Origin of the sequence: Mesorhizobium sp. M1143 (genome assembly GCF_040318435.1) — a bacterium.
GTDB lineage: Bacteria > Pseudomonadota > Alphaproteobacteria > Rhizobiales > Rhizobiaceae > Mesorhizobium.
In genome coordinates, this window is record NZ_JAMYMJ010000001.1 from 301,328 (window position 1) to 320,552 (window position 19,225).

The 19,225-nt window shown below is 63.4% G+C and carries 21 protein-coding genes; 10 read left to right on the forward strand and 11 right to left on the reverse strand.

Annotated features, from left to right (window positions below):
* Positions 1-123 precede the first annotated feature (123 nt).
* Positions 124-492, reverse strand: coding sequence for a winged helix-turn-helix transcriptional regulator (locus NKH35_RS01520; protein WP_023683744.1), 369 nt, complete (start codon positions 490-492; stop codon positions 124-126).
* Positions 493-581: 89 nt separating this feature from the next.
* Here NKH35_RS01520 and NKH35_RS01525 point away from each other — a divergent pair, with 89 nt between their 5' ends.
* A complete protein-coding gene (locus NKH35_RS01525; RefSeq protein ID WP_023671992.1) occupies positions 582-1,187 on the forward strand; it encodes an NADPH-dependent FMN reductase in 606 nt (201 codons plus the stop codon).
* A gap of 165 nt (positions 1,188-1,352) precedes the next feature.
* Here the strand turns inward: NKH35_RS01525 and NKH35_RS01530 are convergent, their stop codons facing one another.
* Positions 1,353-2,648, reverse strand: a complete 1,296-nt coding sequence (locus NKH35_RS01530) for a glucoamylase family protein (RefSeq protein WP_023728215.1) — start codon at positions 2,646-2,648, stop codon at positions 1,353-1,355.
* Positions 2,649-2,906: 258 nt separating this feature from the next.
* On the opposite strand from NKH35_RS01530, the gene NKH35_RS01535 reads away from it, so the two are divergent.
* Complete coding sequence (locus tag NKH35_RS01535; RefSeq protein WP_023701605.1) at positions 2,907-3,785, forward strand: DMT family transporter; 879 nt, start codon at positions 2,907-2,909, stop codon at positions 3,783-3,785.
* Positions 3,786-3,813: 28 nt separating this feature from the next.
* On the opposite strand, the gene NKH35_RS01540 is transcribed toward NKH35_RS01535, so the two are convergent.
* On the reverse strand, positions 3,814-5,124 hold the full coding sequence (locus NKH35_RS01540) for a hemolysin family protein (protein WP_023689708.1): 1,311 nt from the start codon (positions 5,122-5,124) through the stop codon (positions 3,814-3,816).
* Positions 5,125-5,194: 70 nt separating this feature from the next.
* Positions 5,195-5,902: an LssY C-terminal domain-containing protein gene (locus tag NKH35_RS01545; protein WP_023709077.1), complete on the reverse strand. Its 708-nt coding sequence runs from the start codon at positions 5,900-5,902 to the stop codon at positions 5,195-5,197.
* Between the two features lie 112 nt (positions 5,903-6,014).
* On the opposite strand from NKH35_RS01545, the gene NKH35_RS01550 reads away from it, so the two are divergent.
* Positions 6,015-6,734 carry a gamma-glutamylcyclotransferase gene (locus tag NKH35_RS01550; protein WP_023705875.1) on the forward strand — a complete coding sequence of 240 codons (720 nt, stop codon included), beginning with the start codon at positions 6,015-6,017 and terminating at the stop codon, positions 6,732-6,734.
* 20 nt (positions 6,735-6,754) lie between these two features.
* On the opposite strand, the gene NKH35_RS01555 is transcribed toward NKH35_RS01550, so the two are convergent.
* From NKH35_RS01555 to NKH35_RS01565, 3 genes are all read right to left on the reverse strand, one after another.
* Positions 6,755-7,546 carry an extensin-like domain-containing protein gene (locus NKH35_RS01555; RefSeq protein WP_023695766.1) on the reverse strand — a complete coding sequence of 264 codons (792 nt, stop codon included), beginning with the start codon at positions 7,544-7,546 and terminating at the stop codon, positions 6,755-6,757.
* A 132-nt stretch (positions 7,547-7,678) separates the two neighbouring features.
* A complete protein-coding gene (locus NKH35_RS01560; RefSeq protein ID WP_023705873.1) occupies positions 7,679-8,755 on the reverse strand; it encodes an extensin-like domain-containing protein in 1,077 nt (358 codons plus the stop codon).
* Between the two features lie 198 nt (positions 8,756-8,953).
* A complete protein-coding gene (locus NKH35_RS01565; RefSeq protein WP_023683751.1) occupies positions 8,954-9,379 on the reverse strand; it encodes a DUF3775 domain-containing protein in 426 nt (141 codons plus the stop codon).
* A gap of 229 nt (positions 9,380-9,608) precedes the next feature.
* On the opposite strand from NKH35_RS01565, the gene NKH35_RS01570 reads away from it, so the two are divergent.
* Positions 9,609-10,145 (forward strand): tetratricopeptide repeat protein, encoded by a 537-nt coding sequence (locus tag NKH35_RS01570; protein ID WP_023705872.1) that lies wholly within the window; start codon positions 9,609-9,611, stop codon positions 10,143-10,145.
* A 288-nt stretch (positions 10,146-10,433) separates the two neighbouring features.
* The gene (greA, locus tag NKH35_RS01575) at positions 10,434-10,907 is read left to right on the forward strand and encodes a transcription elongation factor GreA (RefSeq protein ID WP_023683753.1); all 474 of its coding nucleotides are present in this window, start codon (positions 10,434-10,436) and stop codon (positions 10,905-10,907) included.
* A 23-nt stretch (positions 10,908-10,930) separates the two neighbouring features.
* Here the strand turns inward: greA and waaC are convergent, their stop codons facing one another.
* From waaC to rfaD, 3 genes are read right to left on the reverse strand one after another with little or no spacing between them, the layout of a single operon-like run.
* The gene (gene waaC / locus NKH35_RS01580) at positions 10,931-11,905 is read right to left on the reverse strand and encodes a lipopolysaccharide heptosyltransferase I (RefSeq protein ID WP_023683754.1); all 975 of its coding nucleotides are present in this window, start codon (positions 11,903-11,905) and stop codon (positions 10,931-10,933) included.
* Positions 11,902-12,909 (reverse strand): lipopolysaccharide heptosyltransferase II, encoded by a 1,008-nt coding sequence (gene waaF, locus NKH35_RS01585; protein WP_023695762.1) that lies wholly within the window; start codon positions 12,907-12,909, stop codon positions 11,902-11,904. Before waaF ends, waaC begins: the two co-directional genes overlap by 4 nt.
* Complete coding sequence (rfaD, locus tag NKH35_RS01590; RefSeq protein WP_023748181.1) at positions 12,882-13,832, reverse strand: ADP-glyceromanno-heptose 6-epimerase; 951 nt, start codon at positions 13,830-13,832, stop codon at positions 12,882-12,884. Before rfaD ends, waaF begins: the two co-directional genes overlap by 28 nt.
* Positions 13,833-13,966: 134 nt before the next feature.
* On the opposite strand from rfaD, the gene NKH35_RS01595 reads away from it, so the two are divergent.
* The 4 genes from NKH35_RS01595 to NKH35_RS01610 all read left to right on the forward strand — a co-directional run bounded on the left by NKH35_RS01595 (position 13,967) and on the right by NKH35_RS01610 (position 17,438).
* Positions 13,967-14,599 carry a LysE family translocator gene (locus tag NKH35_RS01595; RefSeq protein WP_023671977.1) on the forward strand — a complete coding sequence of 211 codons (633 nt, stop codon included), beginning with the start codon at positions 13,967-13,969 and terminating at the stop codon, positions 14,597-14,599.
* A 124-nt stretch (positions 14,600-14,723) separates the two neighbouring features.
* A complete protein-coding gene (gene rfaE1, locus NKH35_RS01600; protein ID WP_023671976.1) occupies positions 14,724-16,217 on the forward strand; it encodes a D-glycero-beta-D-manno-heptose-7-phosphate kinase in 1,494 nt (497 codons plus the stop codon).
* Between the two features lie 8 nt (positions 16,218-16,225).
* Positions 16,226-16,798 carry a D-sedoheptulose-7-phosphate isomerase gene (locus NKH35_RS01605; protein WP_023671975.1) on the forward strand — a complete coding sequence of 191 codons (573 nt, stop codon included), beginning with the start codon at positions 16,226-16,228 and terminating at the stop codon, positions 16,796-16,798.
* Positions 16,791-17,438, forward strand: coding sequence for a D-glycero-alpha-D-manno-heptose-1,7-bisphosphate 7-phosphatase (locus tag NKH35_RS01610; RefSeq protein WP_352913169.1), 648 nt, complete (start codon positions 16,791-16,793; stop codon positions 17,436-17,438). The genes NKH35_RS01605 and NKH35_RS01610 overlap by 8 nt, the downstream gene beginning before the upstream one ends.
* A 5-nt stretch (positions 17,439-17,443) precedes the next feature.
* Here the strand turns inward: NKH35_RS01610 and NKH35_RS01615 are convergent, their stop codons facing one another.
* The gene (locus tag NKH35_RS01615) at positions 17,444-17,923 is read right to left on the reverse strand and encodes an Lrp/AsnC family transcriptional regulator (RefSeq protein ID WP_023733319.1); all 480 of its coding nucleotides are present in this window, start codon (positions 17,921-17,923) and stop codon (positions 17,444-17,446) included.
* A gap of 258 nt (positions 17,924-18,181) precedes the next feature.
* Here NKH35_RS01615 and trxB point away from each other — a divergent pair, with 258 nt between their 5' ends.
* Complete coding sequence (gene trxB / locus NKH35_RS01620; protein ID WP_023733318.1) at positions 18,182-19,156, forward strand: thioredoxin-disulfide reductase; 975 nt, start codon at positions 18,182-18,184, stop codon at positions 19,154-19,156.
* Positions 19,157-19,225 lie beyond the last annotated feature (69 nt).

The window sequence follows — 19,225 nt, forward strand, 5'->3', positions numbered from 1 at the left end:
GCCGGCGAACGAAACGCTGCAGCTATGTCGATGGCGTGACCAACGATGCAAGGGCGGATCCAGTTAAACCCGGGTACGGGTCGTCGACGGCAAAATCCGTAAACTATTGCTGGGCAACGGTTTTCAGGCGTGCACGCCATCGAATCTTTCACGCGCCGCCTGGACCCGCGAGGTGTTTTTCCGCGCCCATTCGCCGAGCGCGCCGACCGGCACCAGCAGCTCATGGCCGAGCTCCGTCAGCTCATAGTCGACGCGTGGCGGGATGGTCGGGAACACGGTTCGGGTGACGAAGCCGTCGCGCTCAAGACCGCGCAAGGTGGTGGTCAGCATCTTCTGCGAAATGCCGCCGACAGCGGCGCGCAACTCATTGAAACGCAGCGGTCCGCCGCCCAGCTTGCCGACGACCAGAACGGTCCATTTGTCGCCGACGCGCTGCAGGATTTCCGAGACGGCGCGGCAGTCTTCGGTGTTGTGCGGGTGCCTCAGTAACATAACGGTGCCTCCTTGCGCTGCCATTTGTCAGTATCTCATATAGCGCCGGTATCCAAACGATACCAGCTTTTGCATATATGGAGAGCCCCATGTCCAAGCCCAAAATCGCCATCGTCGTCGGTTCGACACGCGCCGCGCGTTTCGCCGATGTGCCCGCCCAGTGGATCGCCAAGATCGCGAAATCTCATGCCGACATCGACGTCGAGACCGTCGACCTGCGCGACTGGCCGCTGCCCTTTTTCGACGAGGTCGCCTCGTCCGCCTGGGCGCCGTCGCAGAACGAAGTTGCCCAGCGCTGGCAAAAGAAGGTCGCCGAATTCGACGGCTTCATCTTCACCGCCGCCGAATACAATCATGGCCCGACGGCCGTGCTGAAGAACGCCATCGATTACGCCGCCAATGAATGGAACAAGAAGCCGGCCGGTTTCGTCGGCTATGGCAGCGTCGGCGGCTCGCGCGCTGTCGAACATTTGCGTCTTGCCGCGGTCGAATTGCAGATGGCGCCGGTCAAATCCGCCGTTCACATTGCCTGGAGCGATTTCCTGGCGGTGCGCCAGGGCGAGAAGAAGCTCGAGGAGATCGAGCATCTGAACCAGGCTGCCACGGCGCTGGTCAACGATGTTGCCTGGTGGGCCCGCGTGCTCAAGGCAGCGCGTCAGGCCGACGCGATTGCCGGCGAAGCCCAGGCGGCCTGAGCCTTATCCTCCCAAGGATCGATGATTTTTCCAAAGGGCGGCGTTTGCGCCGCCCTTTTTCATTCACGTGAAGAGGCGCTCTCGGCTCCCTTGGCCGGATGGTGGAGTCGGACCGGCAAGGTCGCGCTGATGCCTTGACGATCCCGCGCGAAGGATCGCCGCCTGTCACAGCCAACCGCCGGAAAACCCGGCCCGGCGCAGTCCTGTGGTGATGGCCGGCACGCGGCGCATCAATCGCCACAGGAAGTCGGACCGGTAGTTCTCGATCATCAGGGCGATCGGCCCCTGGTTGATGCCGACATGGTCCGGCGATACCCAACCGCAGGCGCGGCCGTCGTCGGCAGCGATCGTCGGGTTGAAGCTCGCGGTGAAGCCGTAAGAGTTGCCGTCGCGCAGGTCCATCTCGTGGAAATGGCGCAGCGCCGGCAGCACGATTTCCGGCGCAAAAGGCAAGGAGGCGATTGCCGCCCATGGCGACAGCGTGCCGTCATCGGGGCCAAACGGTGCGCCGCGGGCGAGATAACCGAAGAAGCGGCGTCCATCGGCTCGCCGCGCGATCGGACCTGGGCCGTCGCTGGCGGTGACGCCCCAGCAATTCTCGCCATAGCCCGCGAACCCCCTCGGATTGCGGATTGCGTAATCGCGCTGCAGATACGTCGCCTGGCGGCTGTTTTCGAAATAGTCCAGGTCGTGATCGCGCATGAAGGCATCGCGGATGTCGCGAAAATCGATCCAGATATGCGAGAACTGGTGGATGAAAAGCGGGCCGGCATAGACCATCTCGCGGCCGTAGATGGTCTTCCATTTGTAAGTGGACAGCCAGGCCGCGTAGCTCTCGGGAGTTAGCGAGTGGGTCGGCGAACCGAGACCCAGGACGTACAGGATCAGCGCCTCGTCAAATCCTTCCCAGCGGTAGCGGAGAAAGCCTTTTCCAGGCCGCCAGCCATGGGTGACGGTGGCGCCGCCGTTCTGCGCCCAGCGCCAGTCGGCACGGCGGTAGAGCGCATCGGCAAGCTGGCGGATTTCCAGTTCGAGCTCATCGTCCTCGTCGAAATAAGCGCCGGCGGCCAGAACACCGGCAAGCAAAAGGGCGGTATCGATCGTGGACAGTTCGCAATTCCAGACGCGGCGGCCGGTCTTCATGTCGAGGAAATGATAGTAGAAACCCCTGTAGCCGGTGGCATCGGGCTCCGGCCCGTGCGGGGCGTTCCAGAAGAAGCGAAGCGTGGCGAGCGTCCGCTCGATTGCGGCATCGCGCGTCATGAAACCGCGCTCGACACCGACGGGATAGGACGACAAAGCGAGCCCGACGGCGGCTATGCTGGCAGGCGACGCCTGCGTGTTGCGGTCGGCGACCAGGCCGTTGGCAGGGTTGGCCTCGTTGAGAAAATACTCGAAGGACAGGCGCTGGATATCTTGGAGAAGCTCGTCGTTTAGCGCGTGTTCGTTCGATGCATCCATGACAATCGATATAGAGGCTTTGGCTGCTTTTGCCATTCTTCCAGCGGATCAATCATGGGTGAGGGCAGGCTGGGGCCGATAGCGAAAGGCGCTGCCGACGCACCGAATTCAAATCGAGGGGCTGCGAAGATCGGTTGGACCGCCATATGCACGGCCCTGCCATCTGGCCTGGCCGTCCTCCCCTGATATATCCGGCTGCGATCCATCACATGAGCATGCCCCGTGAAGTCACCCAGCCTGTCAGGCGTCGTTTCCCCCATGACCCCGGTGCTGGTCTGTGCACTTGCGATCTTCCTTCTGTCCGCCATGGATGCGGCGATGAAAATCCTGGTCATCGCCGTCGGTGTCTACAACACGGTGCTGTGGCGAAGCATGCTTGCGAGCGTGGTCGCGGGCACGGCCTGGGCGGCGGGGCCGCGTTCCCTTCCCACGCCTTCCGTGCTGCGGCTACACGCGCTGCGTGCCGTGATCGTGGGCATCGTTCTGCTGTCGTTCTTCTGGGGCCTTGCCAGATTGCCGCTAGCGGATGGGATCGGGCTTAGTTTCGTCGCGCCGCTGTTCGCTCTCCTGCTGGCGGCGCTGCTTTTGGGCGAACGCATACAGCGCCAGGCGATCTGGGCGTCGCTGGCGGGCATCGCCGGCGTCGTCATCATCATGGCCGGACAGTTCGGGCAAGGGAATTATACCGGGGATGCCCTGCTTGGCACGGTGGCGGTGCTCGCATCGACGGTGTTCTACGCCTACAATCTGATCCTCTCGCGGCGGCAGGCGCTGGTGGCCAAGCCAGTCGAGATCATGCTGTTCCAGAACCTGTGCGTTGCCGCCGTCCTTCTCCCCGCCGCTCCCTGGCTCGCGGTTGCCCTGCCGGGCAATCTCTGGCTTCCGCTGGCCGGGGTGACGGCGCTGTCGCTCTCCGGCCAGTTCCTGATGAGCTGGTCCTACGCGCGGGCCGAAGCGCAATATCTGATCCCGACGGAGTATTCTGCCTTCATCTGGGCGATCGTGTTTGGCTGGCTGTTCTTCGACGAGGCGGCGACCTGGACCACGCTGGCTGGAGCGGCCCTGATCGTGGCCAGTTGCCTGATCGCCTCGCGCTCCAATCCGAAGCTTGCCGAACCGATCGAAGCCGCGGTCTGAGCGCGCTATTCGCTTTGACGGCAGAGCGTCAACGCACCACTTCGCGATGGCCGCTGGGCAGCCGGGTGGCGATCAGCTTGTCGATGCGGCGGCCGTCGAGGTCGACGACCTCGAAACGCCAGCCTTGCGCGTCGACGCATTCGCCGGTCGCCGGCAGATGGTGCATGTGCGACAGCACATAACCGGCGACGGTCTCGTAATCGCGATTTTCCGGCAGGTCGATACCGAGAACGTCAGCCATCTCGTCGGCTTGCATGTATCCCGCGAGCAGCCATGAGCCGTCCTCGCGCTTGACGGCGTTTTCCTCGTCGCCGGCATCAAGGTCGGCGCGGAAGACGCCGGTGATGGCCTCGAGAATGTCGGCAGGTGTGACGATCCCTTCGAAATGGCCGTATTCGTCATGCACCAGCGCCATCGGCACGTCGGATTCCTTCAGCTTCTGCAGCACATCCAGCGCGTCGGCCTGATCGTAGACGATGGGGGCGGCGCGCACATGCTTGCGCGGATCGAGTGCGCGGCCGGCGAGCAGGGCGGCCAGCACGTCGCGCGTCTGAACAACGCCAACCATGACGTCGACGCCGCCATCGCCGGCCGGCAGGCGCGAATGCTGGGTCTCCATCAAGAGCTTGCGGATGGCACCCTCATCGGACTGCAAATTGATCCAGTCGACCTCGGTGCGCGGCGTCATCACGGCGCGCACGGCGCGATCGCCGAGCCGCATGACGCCGGCGATCATGCGCCGCTCGTCGGATTCGATGGTGCCGTGGTGCTCGGCCTCGGCGACCAGCATCTTGATCTCTTCGTCGGTGACTTTCTCCTCGCTCTCGCCGCGCTGGCCAAGCAGCCACAATATGGCGCGGCCGGAAATGTCGAGCAGGAACACCAGCGGCGCCGAGACGGTGGCTAGGATGGTCATCGCAGGCGCCGCGCGGGCCGCAACACGCTCGGGATCGCGCAGCGCGATCTGCTTGGGCACCAGCTCGCCGACGATCAGCGAGAAATAGGTAATGATCGCAACGACAATGCCGACGCCGAGCGGGTCGGCGATGTTTTCGCGCATGCCGGTCGTGGCCAGGTACACCGAAAGCCTGTCGCCCAGCGTGGCGCCGGAGAAGGCGCCCGACAGCACGCCGACCAGAGTGATGCCGATCTGCACCGACGACAGGAATTTGCCGGGATTGGAGCCGAGCGTCAGCGCACGCCCGGCGCCATTGACGCCGCGGTCGATCATCGCCTTGAGCCGCGCCGGGCGCGACGACACGATGGCGAGCTCGGACATCGACAGAAGGCCGTTCACACAGATGAGGACGACCACGGTGGCGATTTCGACGTATAGCATCAGGGCTCAATAGCATTGCGGCGGGCCGCAGGAAAATAGTCCGCGATGATTTTTGGGAAATGACGGTGGTTCAGGGGAATTGCCTGAGCACCCCGACAACAGCCTTGCCGTCGGTGAAATAGGGATCGCCGCCGCCGTTGCGTCCGGTCCTGGTGGCGCCGATGCCCGGGATGTCGCTCGCCGAGGTCACCATGCCGGCCGCCGACAGGTCGTGGATCACGAGATCGCGCTCGGCGTCGATGTCAGGGGCGATATGGTGGGTGATGGCGCCGGTATCGTGGCTGAGACCAACGCCGCGGTCGAAGCTGGCCGAGCCCATCCAGAGCGTTCGGCCGTCGTCGCCGGTCGCATCGCTGCGCCAGAAGCGGACATGATGGCGCCGGTCGGCGCTCCCGCCGACCGGCTTTTCGAAGGCGAGATCCTGGGCGCGGCCTTCGAACAGCAGCCGGCTGACCGGGGCGTCAGGATAGGGATGGTCGAACAGCACGCTCTCACCGATTTCGATCGCGGTCTTTAGCGTCACGCCATCGGCCGTATCCCATCCGGTCATGGCGAAGGCATGGACCATCTCTTTTTCGGTACCGACAAGGCCGATATTGATCGGGTCGCCGGGAATGCCTTGCGGCGTGTGTGTCACCATCTCGAAAGTCTGCGTGCGAAAGCCGCGGTCGCGAACCGTCCAGAATTCCGGCGCAGCGACATAGGCGAGGGCCAGCCAGACCGCCAGAAGAGCGGCGAGCCAGGTCAATGCGCGTCGTTGCAGGCTTCGTCGGCTCATGAAAGCGGCTCGATCCGTGCGGTATCTGTGCCTGACGGACCCTGGAAATCAATGGCCAGCGGCGAGCAGCCGTTCTATCGTCGGCCATCGTTTTTGCGGGGGGTGAGCAGGAATGGATAAGAAGCCGGTGGGTCGCAGCTCGATGGCATTGACCGCGGACCTTGTCGCAAGGGTCGAGCGTGTCGAACCGGATCCGGGTCCCGAGCCCGGAACAACCGAGCATACAGACGCGGAGTTCGATAGTCTTGTCGAGCAACTTCTGTCGGAGCATCGGCCTGAAGCGCTATGGGTCTTTGCCTACGGGTCGCTGATCTGGAACCCCGAATTTGCCCATGTCGAGCAGCGCCCGGCCACGGCGCCAGGATGGCACCGCTCGTTCTGCCTGACGCTGACCCGTTGGCGCGGAACCCGTGATTTGCCGGCGCTGATGCTGGCGCTCGATCGAGGCGGCAGCTGCAACGGCATCGTCTATCGGCTGCCCGCGGAAGACCATGTCGGGCAACTTGGCCAGTTGATGCGCCGCGAGATCGATGCCAATCCGCCGACTAACGTGCCATGCTGGATCAAGGTCAAGACCAAGGATGGGCCGTTGCGGGCCTTGGCTTTCGTCGCCGCGCCAGACGGCAGGGCCTATGCGGGCCGGCTGCCATTGGAGCAGGTTGCCGACACGCTGGCGCGGGCTGCCGGGCATTGGGGCTCGTCGGCTCAATACCTGTTCCGAACCGTCAGCAAGTTGGAAGAGAGCGGTATCCGCGACAGGAACCTTTGGCGCATCCAGGATCTGGTGGCCCAGCAAATCATCGCTTCCACCAGGAACGCCAATCCCGACTGATTTCTGAACGGTGAAACGCCTTAGCGGCAGGCGCGGTAGCCGCTTTTGCGGTTCTTGATGTCGAAATGGAAATGGTTGCGGTGATCGTAATTGTAGCCGGGACCGAGCACGGTGGTGAAATACTGGCAGCCGTCGGCACGCACATTGTTGAGGAAGCCGCGGGTGCGGAAGGCAAACAGGCCGGGCTTGCGCACGTCGATGTCGTCGCCGTTGTTGAGCTCGATGCTCATGACGTCGAGGGCGTTGCCCTTGCCGTGCTCGGACAGGACACCTTCGCCGGCGATGTTGCGGCAGGAATAGCTTGAGCCCTGGTGGATGGTCTTGACGCCCGAGAAATAGCGCCAGCGGGCGGAGGGAACCAGTTCGTTGCTGGTCCAGGCGGCGAAACTTGCGGCCATGTCGCAGGTCAATGTTGCGGCGGGCTTCATCTGGATGCCGCCGATGGCGGAGACCTTGACCGGCCAGTCTATGCCGCACTGTCCCTCGTGGATCGGCTGGACATCGGTGTAGACGACGCGAAGCCGCTTCAGCTCGCCACGGCAATCGGTTTCGCTGGCCGGCATCTGCTGCGGCTCCGACTCCGACATCGGCTCGTCCATGTGCGGATAGGCGGCAGTCATATAGGGATTGGACGGGACGAGCTTCTGCATGCCTTCATATTGCGGCACGGCCGCGGTCTGCGAGCCGACATCGACGGCCGGCTGCAGCGACAGCACGCTGCCAGTGTTGCAAGCCGAAACGGCGGCCAGCGCAAGACCGGCGGCCAGTATCGCTGCGCTTTTTGCCTTCGCGGCGCGAAATATTGCGGCCATGGGCGGAATCCTGTCCTTGATCGGTGGGATTTTAACGATCAAGGGTAAAGGAAAACTCAGCGTTCCCGTTCATGCCTGCGGCCGAAATGCGGCAGCCAGACCATCACCGGCATGACGATCACTGAAGGGCCATCACTGGCAGAAAGTGCCACCATTCCGGCGCGGTTCGAGATCGAGATGGAAATGCAGGGAATGGTCCGGGTCCGCGCCCGGTCCAAGCACGGTCTTGAACGGTCCGCAGGCGGCCTTGCGCACCGCATTGAGGAATTTGCCGTCCTTCTCGGGCGGCGTTGGACCGACTTCGACCTTTCTGCCATCTGACAACGTGAAGCTGGCAATATCGAGCGCGTTGCCGAAGGCATGTTCCGACAGATGGCGCGTGCCGTTGCGCGGCCGGCAGACAAAGGCCGATGCCTGGTTGATCGATTTCAGGTCGGCTCCGAACTCGGCTTTCGCCGCCGGCTGTATGATTTCGGCGGCAAAGCGGGCTGCAGCCTCGGCCATTGGGCAGTTGAGTTCGGTCGCGGGGCCGATGGCGATGGATTTTCCGAGCGACTTCAGCACCAGGGGATAGGGGATCGAGCAGCCGATGTCGGGATTGCTTTCCGCCTTATGCTCCTCGAATTCGACACCAAGGGCCGTCAGCCGCTCGCGACAGGCGACTTCCGCCGCCGGCATTTTTGCATCGGGCAAATCGGCCGAGCGCGCATCGGGCAGCATCTTCTTGTCGCCGGCATCGGGTTTTTCAGGTGGTTGCGGAGCAACGGCCGGCGGCTGAGCTTCAGGTTCCGAAGTGTCTGGCTTTTGTGTCGGAATCGGCGCCGCGGCCGGCGGCTCGGGCTCGCTTTGCCTATCGGTCGATGGCTTCGGGGCTGACGGTCCGGGCCGCGCCTGCTTTTTAAAACCGGATTTTTCTTCGTTGAATCGATCGTCATTGGACCGGTTGGGCGCGCCAAGGGGGTTCGGACCTTCGGCCTTTTGCTTTTCGATCGGTGCCGCGCCGGTCTTCGGCGCCTCTGAAGGACGCGCCTCGGGCAGCGGGACAACGCGCGAGGGCTGCACCGGAACATCGGCGGGCGAGGGCTTTTTATCCGGGGTCTTTTGTTCCACCTGCTTTGGCGTGATGTGCCGCTTTGGACTGGGCTTCTGGCGGTGCTTGCTGCGCGGCTTAGGATGCGAGTCGACCTGCGGTGAAAACAGCTGCTCCAACCGCTGTGACAGCGGCGTGTAATGCTTTTTGCGCTGTTTGGCGTCGGCTTGCGTCAGCAGGGGCGTCAGCAGCAGAGCCGTGACGACCATGACCAGTGCAACCCTGGATGTTCGGGAAAGTACAAGCGACCCCATCGTCCTCAACGGCGCGAACGCCCGGAGGTTGCCTGCGGCCCATCACGAACGGTAACGACGTCGTTACGCGCCAATCGCTTCCAGCCCTTCTTCCAGCCAGTCGGCCAAAAGCGGCATGCCGAGCAGGTATTTCGCCGTGCGCTTGTTGGCGCGGTCGCGCGCGGCGGCAACCGCATCGGACCATTCCGCTGCGTCATAGTCGCCGCGGCCGACCCAGGCCAGCGCGATCAACTCGGCCGCTTCGTCGACGTTGAGGTCGTTGATCAGCTCGCGCAGCTCTTCCTCGGTGAGGTCTTCCGCGCTTTCCTCCGCCAGACCGTCATGGTGGTGATTGGCATGTGATTCACCATCGAGCTCGACCTCATGCTCGGCACCGTCGGCATAGTCTTCGTTGACGGCAGCACTCAGTCCCTTTGCCTTGAGAATGAACAGGCGCACGGTGTCCGGGCCGATCGATAGCTCCCATTCCCGCTCACGGCGCTGTTGCACTCTCGGGCACCCCCGCTGATCATTTCCCGAATGATAGCGGATTTGCAGCGCGCGTCACGTCATGTTCTGATCCCTGGCTCCCGCCTTTGACCGAATTCAGGTTAGGCACGGCCGCACAAATAGTTTCGGCGGCTGCGGGTTTCCGGGATGAAAAGTCTGCATCCCGGCGTTAGCTTTTCATTATCGTCATTTTCCCTCAAGATCGTCATTATCCCTCAAGGAGGCTTCGATGCATAAAAGAGTGTTGATCCAGGCGGCTGCGGCGCTTGTGGCGCTGCAGTTCTTTGCGGTTCCGGTGTTTGCGGCCGGCGGCGGTGGCGGTGGTACCGAGACCACCACCCAGTGCAAGAAGGGGCAGGTCTGGGACAAGAAAAAGCAGAAATGCGTCGCGCCGAAGTACGGCATGCTGGACGACGATAACATCTATGATGCTGGTCACGACCTGGCCATGGCCGGGCGTTATGACGAGGCGATCGCCGTGCTCAGCCTTGCCGCCAACAAGCAGGATCCACGCATCCTCAACTATCTCGGCTATTCGCATCGCCATTCCGGCCGTGTCACCGTCGGCCTCGGCTATTACGAGGAAGCGCTCCGCATCAACCCGGATTACACGCTGGTGCGCGAATATCTCGGCGAGGCCCATCTGCAGATCGGCGATCTGGTCGGCGCCCAGGCGCAGCTGGCCGAGATCGAGAAGCGGACGGGCAAAGATTCGCGCGAATACGGCATGCTGGCCGAACAGATCTACCATTTCATGAGAAGCTGACCCCACCCCAACGGCTTCTCTGGGCCGGCTGCGAGCAATTGCAGCCGGTTTTTGTTGTCGCAACTGCAACACGCTGCACATGCCGTGACGGCAATTGCGCAAGTCGGCTCATGATTTTTCAAAAAGCCTGCTTTTTCAGCGTGAAAAACGCGCGAGGATCGCTATATTGGGGAAAATTGCGGTGAAACGGTTCCGTTAGCCCGAGGCTGCCGGACCCGTTTTCTTTTTATACCCATCGACAAGGCTTTCCCCGAAATGCGGGGGTGGCGGCAGGAAAGGTCAGGCATCATGAACAAGGTCCCGATGACAGGCGAGGGGTTCGCGTCATTGAAGGAAGAACTGCGCTGGCGCCAGCAGCAAGAGCGGCCGCGTATCATCGAGGCGATCTCCGAAGCGCGCTCGCATGGCGACCTGTCCGAAAATGCCGAATATCATGCCGCCAAAGAGGCGCAGAGCCTCAATGAGGGCCGTGTCAACGAACTGGAAGACTATATTGCTCGGGCCGAGGTGATCGACGTCACCAAGCTTAGCGGCGACAAGGTCAAGTTCGGCGCCACGGTGGTGCTGGTCGACGAGGACACCGAGGAAAAGAAGACCTACCAGATTGTCGGCGACCAGGAAGCGGATGTGAAATCGGGCCGTATTTCGATCTCCTCGCCGATCGCGCGCGCGCTGATCGGCAAGGAAGTCGGCGACGCCATCGAGGTCAACGCCCCCGGCGGCGCCAGGGGTTATGAGATCGTCCAGGTGCAATTTATCTAGCACCTCAGAATTGCTGGAAGGTCCTATGCCGAAGCTTGGAGCTTAAGGGCTAATAGCTTTTCTGCTTCCGGCACCACCTGTGCCGGCATGAGGCGCTCCCCCGCTGCGGCCAGCAACGTTGAGGCATATTGCCCGCGCGGGCCGGTCAAACCCGGCTCGGTCGCCAGGAACACCGCGACCGTCGGCAGGCCGAAGGCGCTGGCGAGGTGGGTCAGACCGGTGTCGGCGCCGATAACCAGCGTCGAGCGGCCAAGGATCGCGGCAATGTCTGCCAGCGGCGATCTCGGCACCACGATCGTTGACGGCACGGCTTTCGAGATCGCCTTGGCCACCGCCTTCTCACGCTCGTTCGACCAGGTGGTGACCGGCGTCATTCCGCTACCAACCAGCAGGCGAGCCGTTTCGATCCAGTCTTCGGCGGGCCATTTCTTGTCCTCGCGGCTGGTGCCGTGCAGCAGGAAGGCCGTCTTGCCGTCAATGCCGGCCAGGCCGCCGGGAGGCGGCACAATCCCGGATGCGAGCGCCGAAAGATCGGGCTCGTAGCCGAGCGCCAGCCCGAACAGCCGGCGCGTGCGTTCGATGGCGTGCAGGTTGCGCGGCACGGCGTATTTGCGCTGGTAAAACAACGTTGCCGAGGGCTCCCGCGCGCTTGCGCGGTCGAAACCTGCGATTGGTGCCGCTGCCTGTTTCGCAACCAGGGCCGATTTCAGCAGCCCCTGCGCATCGATGACGAGGTCGTACTCGCCTGCTTGCAGAGCGCGGCGCAAGCTTGTCGCCTCCCGCCATGTGCCGGCGTTGAACAGATGCTTGCGCCAGCGCCGGATGGCGACGGTATGGATCTTTGCTATCGCCGGATGCAGCGCGACGATGCCGGCAAAGGCCTCTTCGACGCACCAGTCGAAGGCGATATCGGGGCGCTTGCGGCGTGCATCTTCGACGGCGGGGAAGGTGTGGATGACGTCGCCCATCGAGGAGGTCTTGACGATCAACACCTTCATGCGGCGGCCGGGAGTTCCAGCAACCTGTCCGCCGCCGCTGCCACTCGGGCAACGTCCAGCGTCTTCAGGCAGTTGAGGTGGCCGAGCGGACAGACCTTCCGGTGGCAGGGCGAACAGGACAGATGCAACCAGATCAGTTCGCGCTGTTCAGCCAACGGCGGCGTGTTTTCCGGCGAGGTCGAACCGTAGACGGCAACGACCGGCGTGCCGACGGCGGCCGCGACATGCATCAGCCCGCTGTCGTTGGACACCGCCAGCCTGGCCGCGGCGATCAGGTCGATGGCGTCCTCCAGCCGTGTCTTTCCTGCCAGATCGACGACACCGGGCGCGAGTGCTGCGATCTCGGCGGTGACGTCGCGATCGTTCTTCGAGCCGAACAACGCGACCTTGAATCCTTTCGCCATCATCTCTCCGGCGAGGCCGGCATAGCTTTCGCTAGGCCAGCGTTTGGCCGGACCGAATTCGGCGCCGGGCATCATGGCGACGAATTTTCCCGGCTGCACTGCGAAGCGAGCGAGCAGATCTTTCTGATTGCCGGCGTCGACGGTGAGCCGCGGCGGCCGGAAATGTCCGCCTTGGGCGAGGCCAAAATAGGCCTGCGCGGTGCGCCGTTTGACGGCATCGGGCAGCGGCACGATGTCGGTCAGCAGGCCGTAGCGCATTTCCCGGAGATTGCCGAAGCGGCGGGGGATGCGGGCAAAGAACGGGATCAGCGCCGATTTCCAGCTGCCCGGCAGGACGTAGGCCATGTCGTAGCGGCCGCGCAGCAGGCGGCCGAAGCGGCGGCGAATGGTGAATTCGAGCGCGCCCGGTTGCAGCGGGAAATCGATCTGCTGGCGAATCTCGGGCATGCGCTTGACCAGCGGGGCCGCCCAGGCCGGGGCCAGCACGTCGATGGCGGCGTTGGGATGGACGTCCTTCAGCGCTGAAAACAGGCACTGCGCCATGACCATATCGCCCACCCAGCGTGGGCCGATCACGAGGATCGTTGGGCTTTCAGCCATTCGACATAGTCTCTGACGCCGGTTTCCACGCTGCGGAATTGCCCATTATAGCCGGCTGCGCGCAAGCGGGACATATCAGCCTGGGTAAAACTCTGGTAGCTGCCCTTGAGGTGATCGGGGAATTCGATGAACTCGATCTCGCCCTGGCCCAGCGTATCGATCACGGTCTCGGCAATGGCGCGGAACGGCTGGGCGCGGCCGGTGCCGCAGTTGAAGATGCCGCTCGAGCCGCGCTTCCACAGCCACAGATTGACGTCGGCGACATCGCCGACGTGAATGAAGTCGCGGCTTTGTTCGCCGGGGCCGAAGCCGTCATGGGCGCCGAACAGCTTTGGGTTTTCGCCGCGCCCGACCTGATTGAACAGATGGAAGGCGACCGAGGCCATGGCGCCCTTGTGCGCCTCGCGCGGGCCATAGACGTTGAAGTAGCGCAGGCCCGCGACCTGCGAATGATCGGTGTCGAACACGGTGCGCCTGACATAGTCGTCGAATAGTTTCTTCGAATAGGCGTAGACGTTGAGCGGCCGCTCAAGTGCGGGATCCTCGCGAAACTCCGAACCGCCGCCGTAGACGGAAGCCGAGGAGGCATAGAGGAACGGTATGCGCAGCGAAAGACAGCCATGCAGCAAGCGCTTTGAGAAGGCGTAGTTCACGTCCATCATGAACTTGCCGTTCCATTCCGTGGTGGTCGAGCAGGCGCCCTGGTGGAAGACGGCCTCGACGCGGCCTAGGTCGCCGGCTTCCAAGGTGGCCAAGAATTCGTCCTTGTCGCGATAGTCGGCTATCTGCAAATCGGCCAGGTTGGCGATCTTGTGGCCGTCGGTGAGGTCGTCGACGACGAGGATGTCATCATGGCCTTCGGCATTGAGTGCGGCGACGATGTTGGAGCCGATCATGCCGGCCCCGCCCGTGACGATGATCATGAAGGCCTCTGGTTGCTTGCGATTCCGGTCCTTATAAGGGAGGCCAAGCGTACTGTCGATGAAGCACCACGACGCCACAGTGAGACCGCGAAGCGGCCCGCTTTATTCGAGGCCCGCAAGCTAGGGGACAAAAAATGCCGTCGACCGAACTGCTCATTGCGTTTTTCGCCACCACGGCGATCTTTGCCTATATTCCAGGACCGGCGATGCTCTATGCCGCCGCGCAGACCATGGCGCGCGGGCGCTGGTCGGGGCTGACGGCGGCACTTGGCATCCATCTTGGCGGTTATTTCCATGTCTTTGCGGCTGCCGCCGGGCTGTCGGTGCTCTTCCATGCGGTGCCGCCGCTCTACATGGCGGTCAAGCTCATCGGCGCGCTCTATCTGATCTGGCTTGGCGTGTCCTTGTTCCGCAAGCGCGGGGACGGTGACACGGCGCTGCCGGCGATCGAGCGCAAATCGGCGCGCCGGGCATTTTTCGAGAGCATCACCGTCGAAGTGCTCAATCCGAAGACGGCGATCTTCTTCATGGCGTTCCTGCCACAGTTCATCGATGCCTCGGCGGGTTTCCCGGTGTGGCTGCAATTCGTCGTGCTGGGCACCATCGTCAATTTAATGTTCTCTTCGGCAGATATTGTCTGCGTGTTGCTGGCAGGCATGGTGATCGCCCGGCTGAAGCGCTCCAGCCGTGCGCAGCGCATCATGCAGAGGGCGGGCGGGGCGGTGCTGGTCGGACTGGGCGTCCACGTCGCGTTGCAGAAGAGCTGACGGCCGCCCTGACGTTGCGCTGCGCGGATTTGCGGTATATCGGCTTCGCCATGAACGATCCGGCCCGTAAATTGACAATTTTCAGCGTGATTGAGGTCGGCCTTTCCCTCGCATTGCCAGTGACATGATCAAGCACAATCCGCCTTCGCCCGAACCTTTGCACCGCGCCATTGCCCGCTTTGGCGACGTTGCCGTGCTGGTGGTCGGCGACTTCATCCTCGACCGTTTCGTCAACGGCGTCATCGAGCGCATCTCGCCGGAAGCGCCGATCCCGGTGCTGCACGGGCGCGGCGAGACCTCGACGATGGGCGGCGCAGGCAACGTTGTCGCCAACATCGTCTCGCTGGGTGCCAGCGCTATTCCCATATCGGTGATCGGCACCGATGTGGCCGGCGACAATCTGGTGCGCATGCTGCGCGAACTCGGCGCCGATACGGCTGATATGGCGCAGGAGCGCGGTCGCATGACGTCGTCGAAGAGCCGCTTCAGCGCGCTCAATCAGCAGGTGCTGCGCTTCGATGAGGAAGAGATCAAGCCGCTCGACGACAAGGAACGGGCGGACCTGGTCCGGCATTTTCGCGCCGCACTCACGCGCGCCGACATCGTCATTCTGTCCGACTATGGCAAGGGCATCTTGCTCGACGGCGTCGCCGCCGACCTGATCGCCATCTGCCGCGAGGCGGGAAAACCGGTGCTGGTCGATCCCAAGGGCCGCGACTATGCGCGCTATGCCGGCGCGACCGCCATCACGCCCAACCGCAAGGAGCTTGGCGAAGCTGTCGGTCGCCCGGTTTTCGCCGACGACGAGATCGTCGCGGCGGCACGCCAGCTGATTTCGGCACATGGCTTCGACTTCGTCGTCGCCACCCGCAGCGAAAAGGGCATGAGCGTCGTCGGCGCGGATGAGGCGCGCCACATCGCCACCCAGGCGCGCGAAGTGTTCGACGTTTCGGGCGCCGGCGATACGGTAATCGCGAGCTTCGCGCTGGCTCTGGCCGCGGGCGCCGATCGCGTCATGGCCGCCTCCATCGCCAATGCCGCCGGCGGTGTGGTGGTGGGCAAACGCGGCACCGCGCGGCTGACCGTGGAGGAACTCACCGGCGCGCTGTTCCGCTCGCACGGCCCCACCGCCCATAAGGACGCCATCCTCGATGCCGCATCGGCCGCGCGCATGGTGGCGGCGTGGAAGGACGAGGGCCTGAGCGTCGGCTTCACCAATGGCTGCTTCGATATATTGCATGCCGGCCATGTCAGTCTTCTCCACGCGGCGCGCAGCCAGTGCGACCGGCTGGTGCTCGGCCTCAACAGCGATGCCTCGGTGCGTCGGCTGAAAGGCGCAGGGCGCCCGGTCAACGATCAGCATGATCGTGCCTGCGTGCTCGCCGCCCTGGCCTCGGTCGATGCGGTCGTGGTGTTCGAAGAGGATACGCCGCTGGCGCTGATCGAGGCGCTTCTGCCCGACATTCTGGTCAAGGGCGCCGACTACACGGTCGAAACCGTTGTCGGCGCCGATGTGGTGCAGAAGGCGGGCGGGCGCGTCGTCCTGGTCGACCTTGTCGCCGGCAAGAGCACCACCGGCACGATCGGCAAATTGCGCGCCGGCGGCGGTACTAACTGAGGGTTTTCATGTCCGGACTGAATGACTATCTGGTCCGCTCGGCGGCCGCGATCACCGCGACAGTCGAGCGTGACCTGACCGCCGAGATGGAACGTGCTGTGAGTGCGGTCGTCGCCGCGCTTTCCTCGGGCAAGGCGCTGCTGGTCTGCGGCAATGGCGGCTCGGCCAGCGACGCCATCCACATTGCCACCGAACTGGTCGGCCGCTTCCTTAAGGAGCGCAAGGCCTACAATGTGATTGCGCTGCCGGCCAACGCGGGCATGCTGACCGCCTGGGGCAATGACTATGGCTTCGACACCGTGTTTTCGCGCCAGGTCGAGGCGCATGGCGCGCCCGGCGGCGTGCTGCTTGCCATCTCGACCAGCGGCAATTCGCCGAGCATTCTGGCTGCCGCCGAACAGGCTCGGATGATGGGCATGACGGTGGTCAGCCTCACCGGCGACAGCGGTGGCAAACTCAAGCCGCTCACCGACATACTGCTCAACGTGCCCTCGACCTCGACGCCGATCATCCAGCAGGGACATCTCTGCCTCTACCACTATCTCTGCGAGGTGGTGGAAGACCGTCTGTCGAATGGCTGACACCGGGGCCTACGGTCCATACCCGCTGGCTGAGCCCGGCCTGTGGGTTGAGCGGGTGGGTTCGCGGGTGTTTCCAGCCAACGCGCCGGCGCTGTTCCTCGACCGCGACGGCACCATCAATGTCGATACGGGCTATCCCGACGATCCAGCCAAAATGGCGCTGCGCGACGGCATCGTGCCGGTCATCGCGGCGGCCAACCGGGGCAACATCCCGGTGGTCATCGTCACCAACCAGTCCGGCATCGCGCGCGGCTATTTCGGCTGGAAGGAATTTGCCGCGGTCAACGGCCGGGTTCTCAAGCTGCTTGCCGCCGGCGATGCCTTCGTCGACATGGTTCTGGCCTGCGCCTACCACGAGGCGGGCAGCGGGCCACTGGCGGTCGCCGACCATCCAATGCGCAAGCCCAATCCGGGCATGCTGCTACAGGCCCGGCAGCGTCTCGGCCTCGATCTCAAGCGCTCGCTGATAGTCGGCGACAAGGCCGCGGATATGCAGGCCGGACAACGTGCCGGCCTGCCGCGCGGCTGGCTGGTGGATGGCGAGGGAAGTAATGAGCCGGGCTTCGAGGTTCTGCCGCTGCGCAACCCCGATGATCTGGTAGGGCTTTTGGGGGCTATCGAGTCGCTCGCCCGAATCTAGGACGATCATGGGGCGTTGAACGCAACCAGCCCCTCATCCTTGACGCGGCGGATGGTCAGCGCGGTGCGCACCGTGTCGACATTGGGGGCCGAGGCCAGTTCTTCAATGACGAAGGTCTGGAACGTGCCGAGATCGCTCGCCACGCAATGCAGCAGGAAGTCGGATTCGCCCGAGACCATCCAGGCGTCGCGCACGATCGGCCAGCCGCGAGTGCGCTCGGCGAAAGCTTTGAGCTCCGCGTCGGCTTGGTGATGCAGGCCGATCAGGCAGAAGGCGACGACATCCATGCCGAGCGCCGGCGCGTTGAGCAAGGCGCGATAGCCTCTGATGACGCCGGTTTCCTCCAGCCGCCGGACACGGCGCAGGCAGGGCGGGGCGGAAATGCCGACACGGCTCGACAGTTCGACATTGGTCATGCGCCCGTCGGCCTGAAGCTCGCGCAGAATCTTCCAGTCGATGGCGTCGAGGTCGGCTTTCAGGGGCATGGCGGTCTCGGCTTAGCGCAAGAATCTTTCGCGCTCTCGTCCTTAAACGACTTTTGTGTCGATGCCAGCCCTTTGGTCGGGCGATTTCGCAACCGTAACGAAAGCGGCCATTGCGCGAATAAGCCTGTAGGCCCCGAAGCTTTCCGGGGACGACGGCCTGATCGTCTTGCTGGTGTGGTTGGCAACCCTTACATTGCCAGCAACATTTCACGTCGTTTTCCAAGGCACACTCGATTGTCTGCCCCGCAGAGGCTTTAGATGACCACCAAGCACGCGTCTGTCCTTATCATCGGTTCCGGCCCGGCCGGCTATACCGCCGCAGTCTACGCCGCGCGCGCCATGCTCAAGCCGATGCTCGTAGCAGGCTTGCAGCAGGGCGGGCAGCTGATGATCACCACCGATGTCGAAAACTATCCGGGCTTCGCCGATCCGATCCAGGGCCCGTGGCTGATGGAGCAGATGCTGAAGCAGGCCGAGCATGTCGGCACCGATATCATCAACGACATCATCACCGAGGTTGACCTCAATGTGCGGCCGTTCCGCGCCACGGGCGATTCCGGCACCACCTACACGGCCGACGCGCTGATCATTGCCACCGGCGCGCAGGCGAAATGGCTGGGCATCCCCACCGAACAGACCTTCATGGGCTTCGGCGTGTCGGCCTGCGCCACCTGCGATGGTTTTTTCTATCGCGGCAAGGATGTCGCTGTCATCGGCGGCGGCAATTCGGCGGTGGAGGAGGCGCTCTATCTCTCCAATCTGGCGAAGAGCGTGACCGTCATCCACCGGCGCAACGATTTCCGCGCCGAGCGCATCCTGCGTGAGCGGCTGTTGAAAAAGGACAATGTCCGAGTCATCTGGGACACGATCGTCGACGAGATCACCGGCCGGCCCGGCAAGACGCCGCTGCCGCCTTCGGTCGAAGGGCTGAAGCTCAGAAATGCGGTGACCGGCGAGGTCAGCCATCTCCAGGTGGACGGCGTGTTCGTGGCGATCGGCCATGCGCCGGCGGTGGAATTGTTTGTCGGCAAGCTGAAGCAGAAGCCGAACGGCTATCTGTGGACGGCGCCGAATTCGACCCGCACGGACGTTCCCGGCGTGTTCGCCGCCGGTGACGTGACCGACGATATCTACCGTCAGGCGGTGACCGCCGCCGGGCTCGGCTGCATGGCCGCGCTCGAGGCGGAAAAATACCTGGCCGGCATCGAGGTGCACCGCGAAGCGGCGGAATAAAATCTATCAAGACGGCGTCGCAAGCCGTTCAAAAGCCTGATTTTTCATTCAGACGCCAAAAACAGAACG

Excerpts from the sequence above, each read along its gene's own strand:
- NKH35_RS01520 (WP_023683744.1), bottom strand. The coding sequence starts at position 492 with ATGTTACTGAGGCACCCGCACAACACCGAAGACTGCCGCGCCGTCTCG.
- NKH35_RS01525 (WP_023671992.1), top strand. The coding sequence starts at position 582 with ATGTCCAAGCCCAAAATCGCCATCGTCGTCGGTTCGACACGCGCCGCG.
- NKH35_RS01530 (WP_023728215.1), bottom strand. The coding sequence starts at position 2,648 with ATGGATGCATCGAACGAACACGCGCTAAACGACGAGCTTCTCCAAGAT.
- NKH35_RS01535 (WP_023701605.1), top strand. The coding sequence starts at position 2,907 with ATGACCCCGGTGCTGGTCTGTGCACTTGCGATCTTCCTTCTGTCCGCC.
- NKH35_RS01540 (WP_023689708.1), bottom strand. The coding sequence starts at position 5,124 with ATGCTATACGTCGAAATCGCCACCGTGGTCGTCCTCATCTGTGTGAAC.
- NKH35_RS01545 (WP_023709077.1), bottom strand. The coding sequence starts at position 5,902 with ATGAGCCGACGAAGCCTGCAACGACGCGCATTGACCTGGCTCGCCGCT.
- NKH35_RS01550 (WP_023705875.1), top strand. The coding sequence starts at position 6,015 with ATGGATAAGAAGCCGGTGGGTCGCAGCTCGATGGCATTGACCGCGGAC.
- NKH35_RS01555 (WP_023695766.1), bottom strand. The coding sequence starts at position 7,546 with ATGGCCGCAATATTTCGCGCCGCGAAGGCAAAAAGCGCAGCGATACTG.
- NKH35_RS01570 (WP_023705872.1), top strand. The coding sequence starts at position 9,609 with ATGCATAAAAGAGTGTTGATCCAGGCGGCTGCGGCGCTTGTGGCGCTG.
- greA (WP_023683753.1), top strand. The coding sequence starts at position 10,434 with ATGAACAAGGTCCCGATGACAGGCGAGGGGTTCGCGTCATTGAAGGAA.
- waaC (WP_023683754.1), bottom strand. The coding sequence starts at position 11,905 with ATGAAGGTGTTGATCGTCAAGACCTCCTCGATGGGCGACGTCATCCAC.
- waaF (WP_023695762.1), bottom strand. The coding sequence starts at position 12,909 with ATGGCTGAAAGCCCAACGATCCTCGTGATCGGCCCACGCTGGGTGGGC.
- rfaD (WP_023748181.1), bottom strand. The coding sequence starts at position 13,832 with ATGATCATCGTCACGGGCGGGGCCGGCATGATCGGCTCCAACATCGTC.
- NKH35_RS01595 (WP_023671977.1), top strand. The coding sequence starts at position 13,967 with ATGCCGTCGACCGAACTGCTCATTGCGTTTTTCGCCACCACGGCGATC.
- rfaE1 (WP_023671976.1), top strand. The coding sequence starts at position 14,724 with ATGATCAAGCACAATCCGCCTTCGCCCGAACCTTTGCACCGCGCCATT.
- NKH35_RS01605 (WP_023671975.1), top strand. The coding sequence starts at position 16,226 with ATGTCCGGACTGAATGACTATCTGGTCCGCTCGGCGGCCGCGATCACC.
- NKH35_RS01610 (WP_352913169.1), top strand. The coding sequence starts at position 16,791 with ATGGCTGACACCGGGGCCTACGGTCCATACCCGCTGGCTGAGCCCGGC.
- NKH35_RS01615 (WP_023733319.1), bottom strand. The coding sequence starts at position 17,923 with ATGCCCCTGAAAGCCGACCTCGACGCCATCGACTGGAAGATTCTGCGC.
- trxB (WP_023733318.1), top strand. The coding sequence starts at position 18,182 with ATGACCACCAAGCACGCGTCTGTCCTTATCATCGGTTCCGGCCCGGCC.